22 protein-coding genes and 1 tRNA gene are annotated in these 20527 nt (G+C 26.4%); 16 read left to right on the forward strand and 7 right to left on the reverse strand.

The window, feature by feature from the left end; all coding sequences use genetic code 11:
* Window positions 1-72: 72 nt before the first annotated feature.
* Window positions 73-149 (forward strand) — tRNA-Asp (locus NG901_RS15135).
* Window positions 150-244: 95 nt separating this feature from the next.
* Here NG901_RS15135 and NG901_RS15140 read toward each other — a convergent pair.
* Together NG901_RS15140 and NG901_RS15145 are read right to left on the reverse strand one after the other, a co-directional pair.
* On the reverse strand, window positions 245-1225 hold the full coding sequence (locus NG901_RS15140; protein WP_252216393.1) for an ATP-binding protein: 981 nt from the start codon (window positions 1223-1225) through the stop codon (window positions 245-247).
* Window positions 1218-2207, reverse strand: a complete 990-nt coding sequence (locus tag NG901_RS15145; RefSeq protein ID WP_252216406.1) for a DnaD domain protein — start codon at window positions 2205-2207, stop codon at window positions 1218-1220. Before NG901_RS15145 ends, NG901_RS15140 begins: the two co-directional genes overlap by 8 nt.
* Before the next feature lie 175 nt (window positions 2208-2382).
* Between NG901_RS15145 and NG901_RS15150 the strand changes: the two genes are divergently transcribed.
* Window positions 2383-3567, forward strand: coding sequence for a peptidoglycan DD-metalloendopeptidase family protein (locus NG901_RS15150; protein WP_252216407.1), 1185 nt, complete (start codon window positions 2383-2385; stop codon window positions 3565-3567).
* A 96-nt stretch (window positions 3568-3663) separates the two neighbouring features.
* Here NG901_RS15150 and NG901_RS15155 read toward each other — a convergent pair whose 3' ends face one another.
* From NG901_RS15155 to NG901_RS15175, 5 genes are all read right to left on the reverse strand, one after another.
* Window positions 3664-4869: a S8 family serine peptidase gene (locus NG901_RS15155; protein ID WP_252216408.1), complete on the reverse strand. Its 1206-nt coding sequence runs from the start codon at window positions 4867-4869 to the stop codon at window positions 3664-3666.
* A 132-nt stretch (window positions 4870-5001) separates the two neighbouring features.
* Window positions 5002-5820, reverse strand: a complete 819-nt coding sequence (locus NG901_RS15160; RefSeq protein ID WP_252216409.1) for an MBL fold metallo-hydrolase — start codon at window positions 5818-5820, stop codon at window positions 5002-5004.
* Between the two features lie 184 nt (window positions 5821-6004).
* The gene (locus NG901_RS15165; protein WP_252216410.1) at window positions 6005-6436 is read right to left on the reverse strand and encodes a DMT family transporter; all 432 of its coding nucleotides are present in this window, start codon (window positions 6434-6436) and stop codon (window positions 6005-6007) included.
* Window positions 6437-6571: 135 nt separating this feature from the next.
* The gene (locus NG901_RS15170; protein ID WP_252216411.1) at window positions 6572-7048 is read right to left on the reverse strand and encodes a dUTP diphosphatase; all 477 of its coding nucleotides are present in this window, start codon (window positions 7046-7048) and stop codon (window positions 6572-6574) included.
* A 180-nt stretch (window positions 7049-7228) separates the two neighbouring features.
* Window positions 7229-7768 carry a hypothetical protein gene (locus NG901_RS15175; protein ID WP_252216413.1) on the reverse strand — a complete coding sequence of 180 codons (540 nt, stop codon included), beginning with the start codon at window positions 7766-7768 and terminating at the stop codon, window positions 7229-7231.
* 394 nt (window positions 7769-8162) lie between these two features.
* Here NG901_RS15175 and murA point away from each other — a divergent pair, with 394 nt between their 5' ends.
* The 14 genes from murA (at window position 8163) to NG901_RS15245 (ending at window position 20465) form a co-directional block, all read left to right on the forward strand.
* On the forward strand, window positions 8163-9425 hold the full coding sequence (murA, locus tag NG901_RS15180; protein ID WP_252216415.1) for a UDP-N-acetylglucosamine 1-carboxyvinyltransferase: 1263 nt from the start codon (window positions 8163-8165) through the stop codon (window positions 9423-9425).
* 34 nt (window positions 9426-9459) lie between these two features.
* On the forward strand, window positions 9460-10251 hold the full coding sequence (locus NG901_RS15185) for an MBL fold metallo-hydrolase (RefSeq protein WP_252216419.1): 792 nt from the start codon (window positions 9460-9462) through the stop codon (window positions 10249-10251).
* Between the two features lie 65 nt (window positions 10252-10316).
* Window positions 10317-10814, forward strand: coding sequence for an SEC-C metal-binding domain-containing protein (locus NG901_RS15190; RefSeq protein ID WP_035783332.1), 498 nt, complete (start codon window positions 10317-10319; stop codon window positions 10812-10814).
* A 300-nt stretch (window positions 10815-11114) separates the two neighbouring features.
* Window positions 11115-11756 (forward strand): lactate utilization protein, encoded by a 642-nt coding sequence (locus NG901_RS15195; protein WP_252216422.1) that lies wholly within the window; start codon window positions 11115-11117, stop codon window positions 11754-11756.
* 181 nt (window positions 11757-11937) lie between these two features.
* Complete coding sequence (rlmH, locus tag NG901_RS15200; protein WP_053342617.1) at window positions 11938-12417, forward strand: 23S rRNA (pseudouridine(1915)-N(3))-methyltransferase RlmH; 480 nt, start codon at window positions 11938-11940, stop codon at window positions 12415-12417.
* A gap of 237 nt (window positions 12418-12654) precedes the next feature.
* On the forward strand, window positions 12655-13095 hold the full coding sequence (locus NG901_RS15205; RefSeq protein ID WP_286673980.1) for a MarR family transcriptional regulator: 441 nt from the start codon (window positions 12655-12657) through the stop codon (window positions 13093-13095).
* A 1-nt stretch (window position 13096) separates the two neighbouring features.
* Entirely contained in the window at window positions 13097-13642 is a 546-nt protein-coding gene (locus NG901_RS15210; protein WP_252216427.1) for a cyclase family protein, read from the forward strand.
* 465 nt (window positions 13643-14107) lie between these two features.
* The gene (locus NG901_RS15215; RefSeq protein ID WP_252216429.1) at window positions 14108-14386 is read left to right on the forward strand and encodes a CD3324 family protein; all 279 of its coding nucleotides are present in this window, start codon (window positions 14108-14110) and stop codon (window positions 14384-14386) included.
* A 109-nt stretch (window positions 14387-14495) separates the two neighbouring features.
* On the forward strand, window positions 14496-15215 hold the full coding sequence (locus NG901_RS15220; RefSeq protein WP_252216431.1) for an MBL fold metallo-hydrolase: 720 nt from the start codon (window positions 14496-14498) through the stop codon (window positions 15213-15215).
* 812 nt (window positions 15216-16027) lie between these two features.
* Window positions 16028-16852 (forward strand): ABC transporter ATP-binding protein, encoded by an 825-nt coding sequence (locus tag NG901_RS15225; RefSeq protein ID WP_252216433.1) that lies wholly within the window; start codon window positions 16028-16030, stop codon window positions 16850-16852.
* Window positions 16849-17598, forward strand: a complete 750-nt coding sequence (locus tag NG901_RS15230) for a hypothetical protein (RefSeq protein ID WP_252216435.1) — start codon at window positions 16849-16851, stop codon at window positions 17596-17598. Before NG901_RS15225 ends, NG901_RS15230 begins: the two co-directional genes overlap by 4 nt.
* A gap of 11 nt (window positions 17599-17609) precedes the next feature.
* Window positions 17610-18002 carry a YxeA family protein gene (locus tag NG901_RS15235; RefSeq protein WP_252216437.1) on the forward strand — a complete coding sequence of 131 codons (393 nt, stop codon included), beginning with the start codon at window positions 17610-17612 and terminating at the stop codon, window positions 18000-18002.
* A 274-nt stretch (window positions 18003-18276) separates the two neighbouring features.
* Window positions 18277-18909 (forward strand): hypothetical protein, encoded by a 633-nt coding sequence (locus NG901_RS15240; RefSeq protein ID WP_252216439.1) that lies wholly within the window; start codon window positions 18277-18279, stop codon window positions 18907-18909.
* Between the two features lie 257 nt (window positions 18910-19166).
* Window positions 19167-20465 (forward strand): DEAD/DEAH box helicase, encoded by a 1299-nt coding sequence (locus NG901_RS15245; RefSeq protein WP_252216440.1) that lies wholly within the window; start codon window positions 19167-19169, stop codon window positions 20463-20465.
* Window positions 20466-20527 lie beyond the last annotated feature (62 nt).

Genomic DNA, 20527 nt, shown 5'->3' on the forward strand with positions numbered 1-20527 from the left:
CATCTGCCTTACAAGCAGAGGGTCACAGGTTCGAGCCCTGTTGTGCCCACCATAAAACATAAAAAATAATATGGCTCAGTAGCTCAGTTGGTTAGAGTGCCGGCCTGTCACGCCGGAGGTCGAGGGTTCGAGCCCCTTCTGAGTCGCCAACAAAACTCTAGTAAAACTAGAGTTTTTTGTTTTTAACGTCAATAACTACTTTTATATATATAAATAGCTTCTAAAATTATTAGAAGCTATTTTTTTATCTATTTTTTTGTAGGTTTTTCTTAATTCTTATATCTTCTGAATAGAACTTACAAAGTTTAAAATCACCAAGTAATCTAGAAGCAATTCTTTCTGTATATTGCTTTGTTATACCTGGTAATGTTAAATTAGTAGAAATAAGCATTTTCTTTTTAGTTAATATTCTTTTATTAATAATATTAAATAATTCTGTTATAGAAAATTCATTTAAATGTTCTGCACCTAAATCATCAATTATTAGTAAATCACAATTTAAAAGTAGTGCCTCTAAATTGGCATTATTATTAAATCTTATTTCACTTAGATTTTTAATTAATTCATCAGATGTTTTATATACAACTAGATAACCTTTATCTAATATTGCTTTAGATAAGCAATATGATAAATAAGTTTTTCCACTACCGGGATTACCATAGAATAATAAATTTATATTTTGAGATGAAAAGTTCGGAATATAATCATTTAAAACATATTCTAATATATTTTCAATATTTTTTCTTGGAGAATACTTTTCATCACCTAATCTATGGGTAGAAAATAGATTTAAATCAAAATTATTAAAATTATTTTCTTTTATAGTATTTTCTAATTCGGAATCTTTGTAGTGTAATCTGATTAATTTTTGTTTGTAACAAGTACATTTATTTGCACCTATAAATCCAGTATCTTTACATTTGCTACATGTATACTTTAAATTTAAATATTCAGGATCATAACCATTTGCTACGAGCATTTCACATTTTCTTACTCTTAAGTCTGTAATTTTTTCTTTATATTGTGTTAATGTTTTTTCACTGTCATCAGCTTTTATGATTTCTAAAGACATTCTTAAAGACATTCTTTGTATTTCATTATCCAACTCTAAAATTTCAGGGCATATATTAGATACTTCTAGCCTTCTTAATTTTAGATTTTTGGCTTCATTTTCTCTAATATTCTCATATGTTTTTAAGATTTCTGCTTGATATCCATTAATCATTATTATCCCATCCTAGTAATTTTTTTTCTAAAGAGTCATAATCATATTCTCTTGCTTCAAAGTTATTAAACTTAAGAGGTGGCTTTTCAGAAGAATAGTTAGTTTTTTTATAATTTTTATTTTTAGGGGTTTTATCTTTAAGTGCTATATCCTCTAATGTTTTTATATTATTCTTATACCAGTTAGATAATATACCATCGATATATTTAAAGTCTGCCCTATTTAACCTTTCAAAACATATATCACAGGCTTTAAATATAATCTCTGTAGGAAATTTATAAACTAAAAGCCATTTTTCTATAATATCTTGTTGAGGTTTCATAATTTCAGTATTTTTTATACCAAGATAATTTAGTATTTTTCTTATGTTTAACCATTTATCTTCTGTTTTCTTTATTAAATTTTGAGCCTGATCAATGGTTCTTATCTTTAAATCATGCCAAGATAAAGCAACTTTTTCTATATATCTTGCATCAGACTTTCCTTTAGATATACAATATTCTATTAATATTAAAATTAGTTCTGAGGAAAAACCTAATTCCCTTTGCCAATTTAAATAAATTGACATTTCTTTAGGGGATAGTGGTCTTGCAAGTAACTTTTCTATATGTTTTAACATATCTTTTGTATTATTTTCATCAAGTGCATTAAGTAAATCAACTTGTTTTGAATCATCTAAATTTTCTTCTGATAAATTTAAGAATTCTATATTAAAATTTCCCATGTTATCAATAGGAGTAAATTTTATTACTCCTTCATCATTCCAATAATTAAAGGCATTCATAATATCAGATTCTAATAAATTAAGAGAGGATGCTAGTATTGATGAGCTGACTCCTAATTCGTTACAAGTATTATACTTTAGCATTAATAAATAAACTTTTATAAATTCTCCTCTAGCTTTAGGCATATACTTTTCGATAAAAATATTACTTATAGGAGTAAATGTTGGTACCTTATTTTTTAGCATAAAAGTGCTCATACTTATCACTACCTACCTTTCATAATAAAGTCTTTGTAAATTATTATAACAAACCAATATTATAACCACAATGAATACAGAAAACAACTAATACTTTAAACTAATGAATAAATTTGTTTGTAATAGGATAGATTATAAATTGTATTTTTAATTATAAAAGTGAAAGGATTAAATTATGAACACGAGAAAAATGAAAGTAATTAAATTTATAATTTGTCTTACAGTTATATTTAATTCAATAATTTTAATAGCAAATGCAAATTCTAATAAGGTATTTGAAGCATATGTTGATGGAAGGCTAGTAGGTTATATTTATGATAAGAAAGAATTTAAGCAAATGTATAGTGAGGTTAATGATGAATTAAATAAAAGACTAGGTACTGATTTAGTACAAGATAAGAAATTAAGATTTAAGACTAACAAAGAAAATATAGAAAAATCTAGTGAAGAAAATATTAAAAAGAATATAAAGAAAATCATTAATGATGAAGTTGATGCAAAGTTAATAAACATAAATAATAAAGATTACGGAATAGTATTCAATGAAAATGAAGCTAGTGATGTTTTTAAAGATTTCATAATGCAAAATTTAAATAAGTTTAATATAAAATTAGATTCTGTACTTGATACTGAGATTAATGCTAATGTAAAATACTCAGATGTTAAAGTTCCAATTTCAAATGTAAATGATATTAAGCAAATAGTTGACAATATGATAAATGATGAAAATATAAAAGTAGATGTTAAAATTAAAGAAGAAAAAGAAGTAACTGTAGCGCCTAAAACACAAATAAAAAGAGATGATTCTATGTATATAGGAGAAAACAATATCAAAGAAGGCGAGGCTGGTAGCAAAAAAGTTACTGCTGAAGTTACTTACCGTAATGGAGAAAAGCTGAATGAAAATATAATTTCAGAATATGTAACAAAAGAAGCTAAAGATAGGATTGAATATAGAGGTAGCAAAACTCCAATTGGAACTAAAGCAACATTTTTACAATATCCAACTAGAGGTAGATACATCACATCTAAATTTGGTCCAAGATGGGGGAAGACTCACAATGGAATAGATATAGCAGGGAATACAGGGGACCCTGTTACAGCGGCTTTTGATGGGGTTATTGAAGACGCTGGAGTTGTAAGCGGATATGGTAATATGATTAAAATAAAACATGAAGATGGATTAGAAACACTTTATGGTCATTTAAGCTCAATTCATGTGAAGAAAGGACAAGAAATAAAAAAAGGAGATGTTATTGGTGCTGTTGGTAGTACTGGAAGAAGTACAGGACCTCATTTACATTTTGAATTAAGATCAAAGGGAACTCCAATAAACCCAGAGTCATATATAAAGCAATAAATAAAAAGATCTATATCAACACTCTACTAATATATAGAGCCAAATAAAAAAATAATAAATACTAAAAATATTTATAGTATTTATTATTTTTATAATTTAGGGCATCAATGTATCAATATTTATAATACCTTCACCACAAATATTTTTAGGAATATCATCAACAGGATCACATGCAACTTTTAATAGTGAAGTTAAATCATTAAAAGTTAGTTCAGGATTATTTTCAAATAGCAAAGCACATAATCCACTAACATATGATACGGCAAGTGATGTTCCGGTAAAAGTTTTATATGGTGCTTCAAGCTTTTTAGGATAAATCTTTAAGCCATTTTTTTCACTTAAGTAATTAGTATCACTGTTCAATGAAACTATATTTACACAAGAAGCAGATAAATTAGGCTTTCCAGATTTTCCAAATGGACCTGATGAAGAAAAGGTATATGGCTTTATTATCGGAGTAGTGCTGTCTAAGCCTGCAACTGTAATACAATTATCACACGTAGATATTCCCATAATAGAAGACGAGTTATTTAATGTACTTCCACTAGGTACTATAGGAATAACATTATTTAATATTGCATATTTAAATGTCAAATCAAAGCAAGAGATGATAAATGTATTATGACTTAATAATTCAAATGGTAGACATAATACTTTTATGTTATTTTCTTTAGAGATTTCTACTAAAGATTCTATTGAATATAATATGTCAGAAGCAAAACCCTTTCCTAGTTTATCAAAAGCTTTATAACAAAATAATTTACTTTTATGTGCTATTCCTTTGTACATATTATTTGAGGCAAGTCCACTACTACATAAAATGCCGCTAGTTGATGTACCGTGACCATTATCATCGTAAGGATAATTAAAATCATTAATTAAATCAACAAATAATGATATTTTATTGCTAGGAGATATTAAATCAGGATGTGGAAATACACCACTATCTACAATCCCAATTCCTACACCAGCTCCTGACAACTTATATTTCTCTGAAAAGTGTACTTTGTTAGCTGTAGCAACACTCATACCGCAAAGAAATAAATATTCGTCTAAATAAACTTTTTCTATTTCTGGATATTCAACAATTCTTTCAATACCTTTAGAAGTTAAAGTAGCACTTATTAAATTAGAACATTTTATAACATGATGTAATTTACCTTTATATGATGTAACTTTTTTCTCTATAGAGGATTGAAAATTTTTATATTTTATCAGCACTCGATAATTTTTATAACAATTATTAGACATATAGTGTTTTAAATTAGGATCTAGCTTATTTTTATATGAAAATGCAAACATATTCTTCTCCCAATTATTTATTTCAATATATAGTATATGAATAATAGGTGTTTTGTTAATACACAAGTTAACTAAAATATTTACAATTATATTTAGAAATATATAATATAAGTATTTATATAAAGAATAAGACTAGAAAATAAACGTTTCTCCAATATCAATTATCTTTATATTATTATCTTTTAAGTTTTTTAATATCAATTCAGTTTCATTGAAATCTTCTAATGATATTATAAATGTTTTATAGTGAATAGGTATCATTACTTTGGAATTCATCATTTTAAACATTTCATAAGATTCAAGAGGAGTACAATGCATATGAGAAAATCTTTCTGGAATATAACATCCAACTGGCATTAAAGCAATATCAGATACAATTCCTTTAAAATTATCAGTAAATGCAGTATCACCAGCAAAAAAAACTTTTTTATCGTTTCTTTCAATTAGATAAGATAAGCTTTCATCATCAATTCCTACATAAAATCTTCTTCCATCATGATTTGCTTCATATGCAGTTATTTTAATATTATCATCTTCATAGGTTTCATTAGGATGCAAAAGAAATACATTTTTAAATCCTAATAATCTAAGGATTTTCTTATATCCTTTAGGCGCTATAACAATAGCATCTTTATTTAGTTTACTAAGAGATGGAAAGTGCATATGATCCATATGTCCATGAGATAGGATTATATAATCTATTTTTAAATCTTTTAAGTAATTAGGTTTTTGAACAACTCTTTTAAAATAACCTAATACATCGGATAATACAGGATCAGTTATAATTACTTTTCCACTTAAGTTTATAACTGTTGTAGCATGACCAAACCAATTAACAGAGTTAAATTGTAGTTGATCAAATTTAATAGCATTTTTCTCTTTAAAATATTCCTTTAAATTGTTGTTAGTTAAATTAAATAAAAAATTTATATTCTTAAAAAAATTTGACATAGAAGGTCCTTTCTATATTTAAATGATTGTTTTATTTTGGATATTTTTTAGTAGAGTACTGATATATGAATAAGTAAAGCTTAGCAGAATTATCAAAATTAAATTACAATGCCACTTTACCTATTCCATATATCAATTACCGTATTTAAAATATGTAATTCAAAAATATTATACAACGATTAAATTAGTGTTTCCATTTAAATATTATAATTCCAACTATCATAATTGCTATTCCTAAAAATTCATGAAGTGTAAATTTGATTTTTTCAGTGCCAAACAATCCAAAGGCATCAATTATTCCTGCTGCTAAGAGTTGAGCTATTAATATAGTACCTATACCAAAGGTAGTACCCATTCCACCAATGCTTTTCATTACAGTAAATATAATAACAACTCCAAGTGCTCCTCCTAAAAGAAATATCTTATTAGCATTTTTTATATTAGAATAACTCCCTTTTCCACAAAAAAAAGATATAACTAAAGTTAAAATTAGTCCAGTAAGCTGTACTATAACATTTGTTTCCCAAATTCCTATTTTTTCACCTAATTTTGTGTTAAATACGCCTTGTAAACTCATTGAAATTCCAGAAATTATAGCATATATTATGCCCATCATAAAAATCACCTCAAAAATATTATGTCCTTACTATGAGGCAAATATTAAGTTTATAAAAAAAATGTGAAGGTGATTTTTGGAATTATAAACTATATGATTTATAATTTTTTAAACAATAAAAAAAGTAGCTCCAAATTAAAGAGCTACTTTTTCATACGTATTTTTAGAAAATTCATTTTTTAGTTCAGTTTGAGTAAATCCTAAGGTTATTGCTAAACTTAAGATGTCTTCGAATAAAGTAAGGTAGTGATCTTTTGATGGTGATATAATTAAATCGTTTATATCAATATATAAGTTTAAAAATTGATCACTTAAACAGTAGTCATTAGGTTTTACATCAATCTCAGTTATATCAGAATAATTATTATCTAGTCCGATAGTAATAATTTGCGATAAACAGGATACATATTTTCTAAATACAACTTGCATATCTATAAAATTGTTAGTATCCATCAAGTATTTAAAGCATTTAGTTTCATTAGCTAGTTCGCTAATCTTAACGTTGAATTCCAAATATTTTCTAGTTTGAATCTTACAGTCATCTAATTGATTATTTAATGTTAAATTTTTATTTATTATTCTTTGAGTTTCAAAGAGGTCTTTAACATTCATACTGAATCCCCCTACTTTAATAAATCATTATTTTTATTTTACAAAAATTTTAAAATAAAAGAAAGTGGAGAAAACGAATACAATAAAAAATATTTTAAATTTTCTTAAAAATACAAAAAATAATAGTAAAAGGGAATGATTAATTATCAAATTCTCTTTTACTAAAACAAATAAATATATTTAAAATTTTTTTAAAACAAATGATTTTAACGGTAAATCTTTTTTAGATGTAGGTATTTTCCAAACTTCTATTTTTTTAATCTTTAATTTTATATAAGGATTATTTTTATATAGGTATGGAAAATTTAACTTTATATCCTGCTTTTTATAGTCTTTTGATATATAACCTAAATTTGATAGAGAAACAAAATTTTCATCAAATGTTTTAATATTAAATCCACTTAAAATAAGCATGTCACTAAGAGCACGAGAAATTCTCTTAATATATCCTCTATTATCAATCCTTAAATTAACGCTTCTAGTATTATCGTATACATAAACAGAATCCAAAGCATCAATCCTAAAAACTTTATATGGCGATATAATTTTGTTTATAATCGGATAAAGTTTATCGAAATTAGGATTATCAACAATACATAAAGGAATAAATGGCATAGGTGAATTTCTATTGCCTCTAAATTTTTTTGACATATTTTTTTGAATAGGTGAAATTAATTGATATGTTTCATCATCAAATACCGCAACTATATAATACTTCATGTAAACCTCACAATCTAAACTAATGTCTTGCTATTACAAAGTTTTAATAAATTATAACACAATAGAACAAATAAAAAAATAGAAGAATAATTAAAATATGAATGATAATAATAAAAATGTAATTAAGTAAATAATTTTACATAATACCCATAATTTATATCGTTAAAATTTGACTATATTACATTTAATATTATAAAAAGGAAATTTATTAAGTAAAATGTTTAAAAAACTATTAATATAAGGAAAAAAATATATTTAAATAAATTAAGTTTATGATATAATGATAAAAGTAGATTTTAATAAATATAATAGGACAATAATGTCTAATGAAAATATAGATATAATCAGGAGTTTGACGTATTTAAATATAGATTTTATGAATAGGGTGAATTCGATGGAAAGATTGATAATAAATGGAGGGAATATTCTTAGAGGTTCTGTTGAGATCAATGGTGCTAAAAATGCAGCTGTAGCAATATTACCAGCAGCAATAATGGCCAGTGAAGGAAAATGTGTAATTGATAATATACCAGATATTGAAGATGTACATTGCCTTGAAAGAATATTAGAAAGTTTAGGTTGTAATACAGTAAAAATAGATAATAATACATTAGAAATAGATAGTACAAATGTAAGTAATTTTGATGCTTCAACTGAGGATGTAAGAAGAATGAGAGCCTCTTATTACTTTATAGGAGCTTTATTAGCAAGATTTAAGCAAGCAAAGGTTGTGTTACCTGGTGGATGTCCAATTGGTGTTAGACCTATAGATCAACACATAAAAGGATTTGAAGCTCTTGGTGCAGAAGTTACTATAGAACATGGTGCTGTAATAGTGAAAGCAGAAAAATTACAAGGAACAAATATATTTTTTGATGTAGTATCAGTAGGTGCTACAATAAATGTTATGATTGCAGCAACATTAGCAGATGGTGTTACTACTCTTGAAAATGTGGCAAAAGAACCACATGTAGTTGATGTAGCTAATTTTTTAAACTCAATGGGTGCAAATATTAAAGGTGCTGGTACTGATGTTATTAGAATACAAGGTGTTGAAAAACTAAAAGGTTGTTCTTATAGCGTTATACCTGACCAAATAGAGGCTGGTACATTTATGATAGCAGCTGTTGCAACTCGTGGAGATGTTTATGTGAGGAATGTTATTCCAAAGCATTTAGAATCAATTTCAGCAAAACTTAAAGAAATGGGTGCAGTAATTGAAGAAGATGATGATTGTATAAGGGTTTGTGCTAGTGATGAACTAAAAGCAGTAAACGTAAAGACTACCCCTTATCCAGGATTCCCGACTGATATTCAACAACCTATGTCAGCTTTATTAAGCGTTATTTCTGGAAAGAGTATAGTTACTGAGTCTATATGGGAAAATAGACATAAACATATAGATGAACTTAAAAAGATGGGCGCTAACATAAAAGTTGAAGGTAGAGTAGCTATTATTGAGGGTGTTAAAAGACTTACTGGAGCAGTAGTAAAAGCAACTGATTTAAGAGCTGGAGCTGCTATGGTTATAGCTGGTTTATTAGCTGAAGGAAGAACAGAAATAACAAGTATAGAACATATAGATAGAGGATATCCACATATAGAAAATAAATTAAGAGCTTTAGGAGCGGATATAAAGAGAACTACAGTAGAATAGAGTGGCTTTTTATGTTATCATAGGAGGAATTTAAATGATATTCTGTTCTTTATACAGTGGAAGCAGTGGGAATAGTATGTTTGTTGCTTCTGAAAAATCAAAAATATTAATAGATGCTGGACTTCCAGGTAAAAGAATTGATGAAGCATTGAAATCAATAAATCAGTCACCAAATGATTTAGATGGTATTTTTGTAACACATGAACATAGTGATCATATAAAGGGTGTTGGAGTTTTATCAAGAAAATATGATATACCAATATATGCAAATGCCAACACTTGGAGTGCTATGGAATCATTAATTGGAAAGATAAAAGAGCATAATATAAAGGTAATTGATAAAAGATCAGTTACTCAAATTAAAGACTTAGATGTGAAAGCCTTTAATATTCCTCATGATTCAATATCTCCTATGGGTTATACTATTGCTAACAAAAATAAAAAAGTTAGTGTAGCAACTGATTTAGGAACATTTACAAAAGAAATATATGATAATATTAAAGAATCAGAAATTATTTTACTTGAAAGTAATCATGATGTCAGTATGCTTAAATATGGACCATATCCGTATAGCTTAAAAAGAAGAATATTAAGTGAGATAGGACATTTATCTAATGATGATTGCGGTGAAGCTATTGTAGAAATATTAAAGAATGGCTTTAATAAGAAGGTTATTTTAGGACATTTAAGCAGTACTAATAATCAACCTGATTTAGCATATCAAACAGTAGTTAATGTATTAAGAGAAAATGGAATTAATGAAAAGAATGACATAACATTAACTATGGCAAATAGACATGAACCTAGTGAATTTATAGAATTTTAAATTGGTTACTATAAAATAAATTTATAAATATAAAACAAAAGCAACATTAAGGGAGGATTTTAAAAATGAGTTTATATACAGATTGGACTAATATGGTTGTAGACTATGTAAAAACTAAGGGAGAAAATGCTTTCTGGCAAGAATATAGTAAGTTAGAAAAAAGCATTTATAAAGATTTATTAGCAAAACATAAAGAACCTAAGAAGACAACAATTGCTGGTTTAGCAAAAGAATATGATTCTTCATTAGAATTTATAATGGGATTCATTGATGGAATAAATGATAGTTTAAAAAATCAATATGATTTAGAAAATTTAGATGAAAATACTGAATTAGTATTAGATATTGATTTAGAAAATTTATATTATAATATGTTAGATGCAAAAGCTGAATATCTTTACACTTTACCACAATGGGATGGAATATTCTCAGAAGAAAAGAGAAAAGAAATTCAAAAACAATTTAGAGATTCTAAAATCATTAGAAATAATGAAAAAGTTGGAAGAAATGACGATTGTCCATGTGGAAGCGGAAAGAAATATAAAAAGTGTTGTGGTAAATAGTTTTCTAAAAAGGGATCTACAATGATCCCTTTTATTTATATATAGAAAATTTTAATGGACAACCATTGTAAAAATATATAAGAATTTAAATTCATAATCAACTATGTTTCTTTTGGGTATTAGTTGATAAATACAGTAAACCTTTTATTAATAAAAGATAATATACATTTTAAAATTAAGTGAAAATATTATAGGGATATTATTTGATTTCTATATGGTAAATTTTGTATAATGATATTATGATTTATACTCAATATGATTGATTGGGATTATAAATACAATATAGCGTGGGGTGATAATATGGACAATAATATTATGTGGGTAAATGAACAAAAAATATTAAGAACAATAGATGAGTTAAGAAAAAGTAATATGAATGGGTATTTTGCTAAATCTAAAGATGACTTAATAGGTATTATAGAAAATATAATAGAACCAGGCAATAAAATTGCATTTGGAGGATCAATGACCTTATTTGAATGTGGGGTTATGGATTATCTTAAGAATGGAAAATACAATTTATTAGATAGAAATAAACCTAATATCACACGTGAAGAAGTAAATGAAATATACAGACAAGCATTTCTTTCAGATGCTTATTTCACAAGCTCAAATGCTATTACTGAAAAAGGTGAAATTTATAATGTTGATGGTAATGGTAATAGGGTAGCAGCTATTCTTTATGGACCAAAAAAAGTAATAATAATTGCAGGCGTAAATAAGATAGTTCCAACTATAGAGGATGCAATTAAAAGAAATAAAGAAGTATCAGCACCAGCAAATACAAAAAGATTAAACAAGGCTACACCATGCTCAAAAATAGGAAAATGCATCGACTGTAATAGCAAAGAAAGAATTTGTAATGAATACACATTAATTAAGAGACAAATTGATAAAGATAGAATACATGTAATATTTATAAATGAAACTTTAGGCTATTAAAACAGAATTGTGTTTTAAGTGTATATTAGTATTTTAGTATAGGTAGAACTTTTAGTTTTATATCTTAGCTTGTAGAAAAGATTAAATTTTACGAGCTTATTTTTGTACTAAAATATTAATAATTACCTAAAATATAAGGTGAAAATAAAATAGATTATGAGACTAAAACTAAGGAGAAAATATGAATATAACAATTATTTCAGTAGGAAAACTTAAAGAAAAATACTTGAAACATGCTATAGATGAGTATTCTAAAAGATTATCTCGTTATTGTAAATTAAATATAGTGGAGCTACAAGATGAACAAACTCCAGACAATGCGTCTGAAAAGGACGAACTCATCATAAAAGATAAAGAAGGCAATAAGATTTTAAATTCTATAAAAGATAATATGTATGTAATTACATTAGATCTTAAAGGTAAGATGATGTCATCAGAAGAACTATCTAAATTCATTGATAATTGCGGAGTAAGAGGTAATAGCAACTTATGCTTCGTAATTGGAGGAAGCTTAGGTTTAAGTGAAGCTGTTTTAAAAAGATCTAATCATAGTCTTTGCTTTAGTAAAATGACATTTCCACATCAACTTTTCAGAGTTATGCTATTAGAACAAATATATAGAGCGTTTAGAATAAGTAACGGAGAACCGTATCATAAGTAAATGCGAACTTTACTAAATTTGTATAATTAAAATATAATACTCAAAAAGCTATGGAATGATTTCTATAGCTTTTTTGAGGTTATATAAAATTACAAGATTTACGCAACAAATTGAGTTGAACAAAATGTTGACAAGGAAACAAAAATATTATAATATTATTTCCAAGGAAACAAAAATCATAAAGACTGTTTAGTTAGAACTCTAAAGGAGGTTTTTTAAGTGGATAATAATATTATTATGAAGAGTTTAAAAAATATATATGAAAAGGAAGAAACTCTAGGAAAATTAGCATTTAAAGGTGAATATGAAAATTATGGAGTTTCAGAAATACATTGTTTAGATTTTATAGGAAAAATAAAAGATCCTAATGTTACTAAAATATCTCAAAGTATGAATATGACGAGAGGTGCAATAAGTAAATTGTGCAAAAAACTTTTGAATAATAACCTTATTGATAAATATAAAAAGCCTAAGAATGATAAAGAAATATATTTTAAGTTAACAGAATTGGGAGAAAAATTATACAAATATCATGAAATAAAACATAAGCAGTGGGAAGAAAGAAATAATAAATTTTTTAAAAGCATAACTAAGCAAGACCAAGAAATTGTAGCTAGTTTCTTAATAAAATTTAATAACTATTTAGATGAAATAATAGAATCAGAAGGAGATATATAATATGAATTTACATTTAACGGAATTTAATATTCCAAAGAAAATATTAAAATGGGGAGACTCACAACCAGCACATCAAAGACAACATATAGGAACGCATATAGATTGCTACAATCTATCAAATATAGAGTTACCAGTAGAAATAGATGTTACTGTAATAGATGTTAGAAATCTAGATATTATAGATATTGATATATTAGACAGTATATCAATTAAAAAAAATTCTTTCGTAATATTTAGAACCGGATATTTAGAAAATTATGGATATGGAAGTGAAGAATATTTTAATTCTAAAGCAAGTCCATATTTAACTAATGAGCTTATAGATAAATTATTAGAGTGTAATATAAAATTAATAGGTATTGACTTAAGTGGAATACAACATGGTAAAGCTCACGTAGCAATAGACAAATATGTTGAAAATAAAGGAGCGTATGTTATAGAAAATATATGTAATTTAGATAAGGTTACTACAGAATTCAAAGCGAATTTAAACTGGATTCAACTAGAAGGTGCTACAGCAATAAAAGTTGAGATTGAAACTATATAAAGTACAAAGAGAAGTAGATAGGTATAGGATGTAAAAAGTTTATTAAAGGGAAACGTAGGGAAATGCATATAGGAAAGTTGGAAATTATAAAGAGTTATTAGATAAGAAGGTTCAAGAACCATTTATAAGAGAGAACTATAAGGGGAGTAAATAGAATAAACCTCATTTGTAACTGATACGGAGAACCGTATCACAAATAAGTGAGGTTTTTACTGAAATTGGACTGTTGAATAATTAGTATTTAGAGTTTAAGATTTAGTAAATATATAAATCAATAGTTAGGAGAGAACATATGAAAAACTTAACACAAAAACTAGTTATTGCATTAAGCTCCAAGCAAAGACTGTAATAGCACAGAACATATTTTGTTAGGAGCTGCTTTAAAAGAGAGATTTAATCAAAGTATTTTTGTGCAGTTTTTGCTTTAATATTAAAAAAATATAATATTAAATAGGAGCAAAGGCTATGAAATATAAAAATGCACAAAATATATTACCTAAGGAAATTATTAAGATAATTCAACAGTACGTTGATGGAAGTTATTTATATATACCTAGAAAAGATGAAAATAGGAAAAACTGGGGAGAAAATAGTGGATTTAAAAATGAATTAATAGAAAGAAATATACAAATTTACAATAGCTTTAATAATGGAAGTTCAGTTAAGGAATTAGCAAATAAATATTATCTTACTGAAAATAGTATTAGGAAAATTATTAGGGAATATAAAATGTATTATAAATAAAGCACTTAGTATGTAGGAATAAATAATACAGAAATGTTTATAGACTAACTATATTTTTAAAACGCATGATACTATTTAAATAATTAAATTATTATTAGGAGGAATTAACATGAGTAAGATAAGCATATTAGAATTGTCTTTCAAATTTGGTAACAAAAAGGATACTATTTACCCTGTAATATTAGAAGATGAAAATGAAATGGTATTAATAGATTGTGGATACCCTGATTTTCTTAGATTGATAGAGAAGGTTGCAATAAATAATGGAGTCAACATAAAAAATTTATCTAAAATAATTATAACGCATCATGATTTTGACCATATGGGAGCGTTAGCAGAATTTAAGAGACAATATCCTAATATACAGATATTAGCATCTAAAGAAGAGGAACCATATATTAATGCTAGTAAAAAATCGTTAAGACTACAACAAGCTGAAAGTATATATGATTCTTTAACAGAAAATCAAAAAGAGCAAGCTAATCATTTTCATAAAATCCTTGAAGCAGTAGAAAGTTGTAATGTAGATATAACATTAAAAGATAAAGATTATTTAGAGTTTTGTGGAGGAATTGAAATAATAGCTACACCTGGACATATGCTAGGTCACATATCTATTTATCACAAAGAAAGCAAATCATTAATAACTGGAGATGCTTTGGTTGTAGAAAATGGAAATTTAGATATTGCATTACCTCAGTATACTTTCGATATAGAAGAGGCTAAAAGGTCTATTAAAAAATTTTTGAATTATGATATTGATAGAATCATATGTTATCATGGTGGAATATATGAAAATGAGATAATAGAAACACTTAAAAACATTTAATATTAAAAAATGAAGAATTAGAACATTTATTTTGTTTTAGGGCTATTGAATTAATTAAATAAATTTAATTAAGAGTAAAGTACACTATTCTTTGTGGGATGGGTGCTTTTTCTCTTTGCCATTAAGCTTTCTATGAATACCAAGAAATTTAATCTTGATAATTAACTTAGAAATAAAAAGATTATGTTTTAAAACTAATTTAATAATATAAATAGTAACAAAGCTTTTTATAGTTAATTCTACAATAGTCCAAGGACGATAAAATGTTCAAAACCCCCGTAGCCATCCTACTACGACATTTCTATATTCTAACTTGGATATTATACCATAATTATGTAGAATGAATATGTGGATATTAATTGGAAAAACCTCATTTAGAATAAGTAATGGAGAACCGTATCACAAATAAGTGATACGGTTTTTTATTAGATAGATATAATAAAATAAATTTAATAGCTTATAAAAAAGATAGCTAGAGTATGGTTTATCTTACACCTAAAGTAAAAAATAAAAGCACAAGAGAAAATTAAAAAATATTTTAGCAAGATATTAATTGGGTAAGCCTTGTGGGTTTTTGCAATGATTTTTAGGAATTAAGGTTTATTTAAGCTTATATTAAAGATTGAAGTTTATTCAAAATATATAATATTAGACAAATAGTAAATCTACTTCATGTACCAAGAGAGATAACTATCAAATTTATTGATATTGAAGATAAATATATAAGTATAGAAATTTATAAAAATGAAACGCTAGTATTTTGTACAAATTTTGAAGATTATGAACAAAGTATGACTAGAATTGAAAAGTTTTTGAGAATAAATAAAGGAGTTATTATGATTAAATTAAAACACATTAATAAATATTATGGTGATTTTCATGTTACCAAAGATTTAAACTTGCATGTAAAAAAAGGAGAGATATATGGTTTAATAGGAAAAAATGGTGCAGGTAAGACAACTATTTTTAAAATAATCCTTGGTTTATCAGATTTTTCAGATGGAGAGTTGTCTATCAAAAACAGTAAGAATTATTCTGAACTATTAACTAATAGAAAAAAAATAGGTTTTTTTATAGGAAAAAACTTTTTTGACTATCTTGATGCAAAAGAAAATTTACAATATTATCGTAAATTAAAAGGTATTAAGGATAAGAAGGAAATAGAACGAGTCCTTAAAATAGTTGGATTGAATACTACTAAAGCAAAATACAAATCTTTTTCAATGGGAATGAAACAACGATTAGGAATTGCAAGTGCATTACTTGGAAATCCAGAGATTCTTATATTGGATGAGCCGACAAATGGACTTGACCCTCAAGGAATTGTAGATATTAGAAATCTGGTAAAACAACTGAATCAGGAATATGGAATGACAATTATTGTTTCCTCACATATATTAGGTGAACTTGAACATACTGCAAATAGATTTGGCATTGTGCATGAAGGAAAAGTATTACGTGAAATTACTCTAGACGATTTAAAAAGTGAATCAGATACTATCCAAATAAGTGTAAATGACATAGATAGAACTAGAGAAATTTTAAAGTCAAATCATATTGAAATTTTAGCAGAAAAATCTTCTACTAAAACTTTAGAAGATTATTACTTTGAACTTGTGGGAGGGAAAATAAAATGATTAATTATATTCTAGCTGATATTCGTAGGATTAGTCGTAAGCAATCATTTATTTATACACTAGGTGGATTTATTGGATTGTTTCTACTAATGATTTTTATATATTATAATCCAACATTTAATCAGAATGCATATCTTGAAAAAACAGATACATTTTTAGGTTTCTTTCCATTGGTTATGGGACTTTCTATTTTTTTATCAATTTATTATGATGATTTTAAAAGCAAGTCTATGCAGATTGCCATTGGATATGGAATTTCAAGAAGTAAAGTTGTTTTAACAAAAATTATTGAAGTGGCTATACTTTCACTCTTATCAGCATTATTGTTGGGAATTGTGATTTTAGTTATTCCAATATTTTTAAAAATGTCTTTATCAAGTAAAGAAATATTTACAATTATTTTAGGCGTTGGCGCAGAAGCATTAAGAATTATTGGATATATCAGTATGTCAACTATATTAGTTTATTATTCACAAAATGCAATGATAGGTACTATATTCTACGTTCTGTTATCATCAAAGACTGTTATGCTAATTTTAGCGACTATTTTAGGGCAAGGTTTTATTATAAATTCAATTGGGGACTTGACTAAATTCATGTATACAATAATTTTATATAAAGAAAAATTATCTTTCATTGAAACAGGAAGTTTTGACTTTTTAATCATAGCAGGAATTTTGGTATATATTGTATTACCTACCATTATTACAATAATAATGTTTAGAAAAAAAGAATTAGAATTTTAGGAGGAATAATTATGAAAAAAATAATAGGAATTATTGCTATAGTAATCATTATATCTGGAGCATTTTGGGCCAAAGGATACTATAATAGTAGATATGTTGTTTCAGATACATATTACACTCAAATACCATTAGATGAAGTAAATGAGGATTCATGGTTAGTTGATAATAAAGGTGAAAAGCAAGAAAAAGGAAAATCATATGATTTAATTGGATTTAATAAAGAAGGAAAAGAAAGAGAAGTTCATTTTTTCAAACGAGGTACTGCTAAAGATTACTATGAACCAGGAACTTATATTAAAGTAGATGTAAGCAAAACTATTGAATTAGATACCAATGTAGTTGAAAAGCATAATGTTCCAGAAAAGGCTCTAGAAAAAATTAGTGAAAAAGGTACTAAGAAATAAATTATTATTTTATTTCTTTGATAAGTCCAAAATGGTTAATAGGTGTCAGCTTTAAGTTGACACCTAATTTTGTAGATATTACTTGGTTAAAGCTACTTTTATGAACAAAAATTAGAGAATATCTTAAGATATAATAGTAAGGCAAATTACCAACTAAAATCCACAATAATGTATATATTACATATAATAATATAATATGTAATATATACATTATTGTGGTATAATTGTTTCCGGAATAAAAATATATACTAATTTAAGAAGGGGTAGATAGCAAATGAAAAAAAAAGTAATAGCCTTTTTTTGCGGAGTAATTTGCACTCTATTAATAGTAGGGTGTAGTGGAGGCAGTAAAGTAAAAGAATTAACAGATCAGGATACAAAAACATATGCAGAACAAATGAAAGAAGATCCTTTATCTGGAGATATTAACTTGAATGGGGTCAAGTTATCATTGCCTATTAATGTAAAAACGTTGGCTGATAATGGATTTAAATTTAATGATTATGATCATAAGTCACAAGAATTAGAAAATGATTATTATGTAGATGATATAATAATGGATGATGGAAAAAAAGGTGAGGATACTAGAATTAGGGTAACAATTTATAATAATAGTGGAACAACAGTGAAGTTAGATGATGCTAAAATTGGTGAAATCAAAATTAAAAAAAGTAAAGAACCTTATAAGAACACTGTTGTATTACCTAAAGGTATTACTTTAAATTCAACTTATGATGATGTTATAAATGCATATGGTAAGCCAAAAGTAGATTATATGAATGAAGCTGGTTTTGTTAATTACTTTACAAGCGATATTGGGGAATATGGTCAAAAGATGGAAATTTATTTTGATAAAACTACAAAAGTAGTTGATTCTATAGAATTAAAAAATATACCATATCAGTAATTAGTAAAGATAAAATCTGACATTAGTTCAATAAAAGTTTTTTATTGTTTCTGAGGATATTATAAATAAATGATGCTATTTTACTAAAATAATTGTATAATAATTATGAGAGACTCTCGCTATAAGTATGGGTTTGTTACTTACATATAGCTAGTGTCTTTCTTTGTTTTTTGTAAAGAAATAAATATAAGAGTTTATTTTAATAATATAATTTATGAGGGCAGTGAATTTGTATAATGCCCTAAAAAGGAGAAAAGATGTTATTTAAAGATTTAAATATAATAGAACCAATTCAGAAAGCTTTAACAGAAGCGGGATACACAAATCCAACACCAATACAAGAACAATCAATTCCATCATTATTAAAGGGAAAAGATTTTCTAGGATGTGCACAAACAGGTACAGGTAAGACAGCAGCTTTTGCTATTCCTGTTTTACAAAACATAGCAAAAAATCAAAAGAAATCAGATGAACCAAGAACAATAAAAGCTTTAATATTAGCTCCAACTAGAGAATTAGCAATTCAAATAGAAGAGAATTTTACTCTTTATAGTAAGCATACTAATATTAAAAATACAGTAATCTTTGGTGGAGTATCACAAAAACCCCAAACTAGAATATTAGGTGAGGGAGTAGATATCTTAATTGCAACACCAGGTAGATTACTTGATTTAATAGATCAAAAATATATTGATTTAAGTAATGTTAAACATTTTGTGTTAGATGAAGCTGACCGTATGTTTGATATGGGAATGGTTCGTGATGTTAAGAAAATAGTAGCTAAGTTACCAAAGGTTAGACAAAATCTTTTATTCTCTGCGACTATGCCTTCAGAAGTTAAGAGCTTAGTAAACAGTATTCTTAAAGATCCAGTAAAAGTTGAAGTAGCACCTGTTTCATCAACTATAGATACTATTACTCAAGGAGTATATTTTGTTACAAAGAAAGATAAGAAGTCTTTACTTGTTCATCTTCTTAAAGATGAATCTATTAAGTCATTATTAGTATTTTCAAGAACAAAATATGGAGCAAATAATATTGTAAAAGATCTTGCTAAGACTGGAACTGAGTCTCAAGCAATTCACGGTAATAAGTCTCAAAATGCAAGACAACTTGCTTTAAGCAATTTTAAAGAGGGGAAAATAAGGGTTTTAGTAGCAACTGATATAGCTGCAAGAGGAATCGATGTAGATGGATTATCACATGTTATAAATTATGATTTACCTGACGTACCAGAAACTTATGTACATAGAATTGGAAGAACTGGTAGAGCTGGACATAGTGGTGTAGCAATATCGTTTTGTGATGTTGATGAAAAAAGTGCACTTAAGGATATTGAAAAGACAATAGGAAAAAACATTCCTGTAATGAAGAATGTTGAATTTGAAAGAATAGTTATAACTAGAGAACCAGCTCAAAAGAAAGAAGCAGATAAGAAGACTACTGATGCTAATAAAAAACCAAGAAGAAATTGGTATGCTGATAAAAGAAGAAGCCAAGGCAATGGTAGTCAGCAAGGAAAGAGACAAAGTGGTAGAACTCAACAAGCTAGATAGAATATAAGTATATGATAAGTTTGTTGTAATACATATAAAAATTACCGATAGTTAGAAGAAAA

The sequence above is a fragment of the Clostridium sp. CMCC3677 genome (assembly GCF_023845585.1).
GTDB lineage: Bacteria > Bacillota > Clostridia > Clostridiales > Clostridiaceae > Clostridium > Clostridium aquiflavi.

What these genes read in the sequence shown, in the direction of transcription:
- NG901_RS15140 (WP_252216393.1), bottom strand. Translation starts at nt 1,225, where the DNA reads ATGATTAATGGATATCAAGCAGAAATCTTAAAAACATATGAGAATATT.
- NG901_RS15145 (WP_252216406.1), bottom strand. Translation starts at nt 2,207, where the DNA reads ATGAGCACTTTTATGCTAAAAAATAAGGTACCAACATTTACTCCTATA.
- NG901_RS15150 (WP_252216407.1), top strand. Translation starts at nt 2,383, where the DNA reads ATGAACACGAGAAAAATGAAAGTAATTAAATTTATAATTTGTCTTACA.
- NG901_RS15155 (WP_252216408.1), bottom strand. Translation starts at nt 4,869, where the DNA reads ATGTTTGCATTTTCATATAAAAATAAGCTAGATCCTAATTTAAAACAC.
- NG901_RS15160 (WP_252216409.1), bottom strand. Translation starts at nt 5,820, where the DNA reads ATGTCAAATTTTTTTAAGAATATAAATTTTTTATTTAATTTAACTAAC.
- NG901_RS15165 (WP_252216410.1), bottom strand. Translation starts at nt 6,436, where the DNA reads ATGATGGGCATAATATATGCTATAATTTCTGGAATTTCAATGAGTTTA.
- NG901_RS15170 (WP_252216411.1), bottom strand. Translation starts at nt 7,048, where the DNA reads ATGAATGTTAAAGACCTCTTTGAAACTCAAAGAATAATAAATAAAAAT.
- NG901_RS15175 (WP_252216413.1), bottom strand. Translation starts at nt 7,768, where the DNA reads ATGAAGTATTATATAGTTGCGGTATTTGATGATGAAACATATCAATTA.
- murA (WP_252216415.1), top strand. Translation starts at nt 8,163, where the DNA reads ATGGAAAGATTGATAATAAATGGAGGGAATATTCTTAGAGGTTCTGTT.
- NG901_RS15185 (WP_252216419.1), top strand. Translation starts at nt 9,460, where the DNA reads ATGATATTCTGTTCTTTATACAGTGGAAGCAGTGGGAATAGTATGTTT.
- NG901_RS15190 (WP_035783332.1), top strand. Translation starts at nt 10,317, where the DNA reads ATGAGTTTATATACAGATTGGACTAATATGGTTGTAGACTATGTAAAA.
- NG901_RS15195 (WP_252216422.1), top strand. Translation starts at nt 11,115, where the DNA reads ATGGACAATAATATTATGTGGGTAAATGAACAAAAAATATTAAGAACA.
- rlmH (WP_053342617.1), top strand. Translation starts at nt 11,938, where the DNA reads ATGAATATAACAATTATTTCAGTAGGAAAACTTAAAGAAAAATACTTG.
- NG901_RS15205 (WP_286673980.1), top strand. Translation starts at nt 12,655, where the DNA reads ATGAAGAGTTTAAAAAATATATATGAAAAGGAAGAAACTCTAGGAAAA.
- NG901_RS15210 (WP_252216427.1), top strand. Translation starts at nt 13,097, where the DNA reads ATGAATTTACATTTAACGGAATTTAATATTCCAAAGAAAATATTAAAA.
- NG901_RS15215 (WP_252216429.1), top strand. Translation starts at nt 14,108, where the DNA reads ATGAAATATAAAAATGCACAAAATATATTACCTAAGGAAATTATTAAG.
- NG901_RS15220 (WP_252216431.1), top strand. Translation starts at nt 14,496, where the DNA reads ATGAGTAAGATAAGCATATTAGAATTGTCTTTCAAATTTGGTAACAAA.
- NG901_RS15230 (WP_252216435.1), top strand. Translation starts at nt 16,849, where the DNA reads ATGATTAATTATATTCTAGCTGATATTCGTAGGATTAGTCGTAAGCAA.
- NG901_RS15235 (WP_252216437.1), top strand. Translation starts at nt 17,610, where the DNA reads ATGAAAAAAATAATAGGAATTATTGCTATAGTAATCATTATATCTGGA.
- NG901_RS15240 (WP_252216439.1), top strand. Translation starts at nt 18,277, where the DNA reads ATGAAAAAAAAAGTAATAGCCTTTTTTTGCGGAGTAATTTGCACTCTA.
- NG901_RS15245 (WP_252216440.1), top strand. Translation starts at nt 19,167, where the DNA reads ATGTTATTTAAAGATTTAAATATAATAGAACCAATTCAGAAAGCTTTA.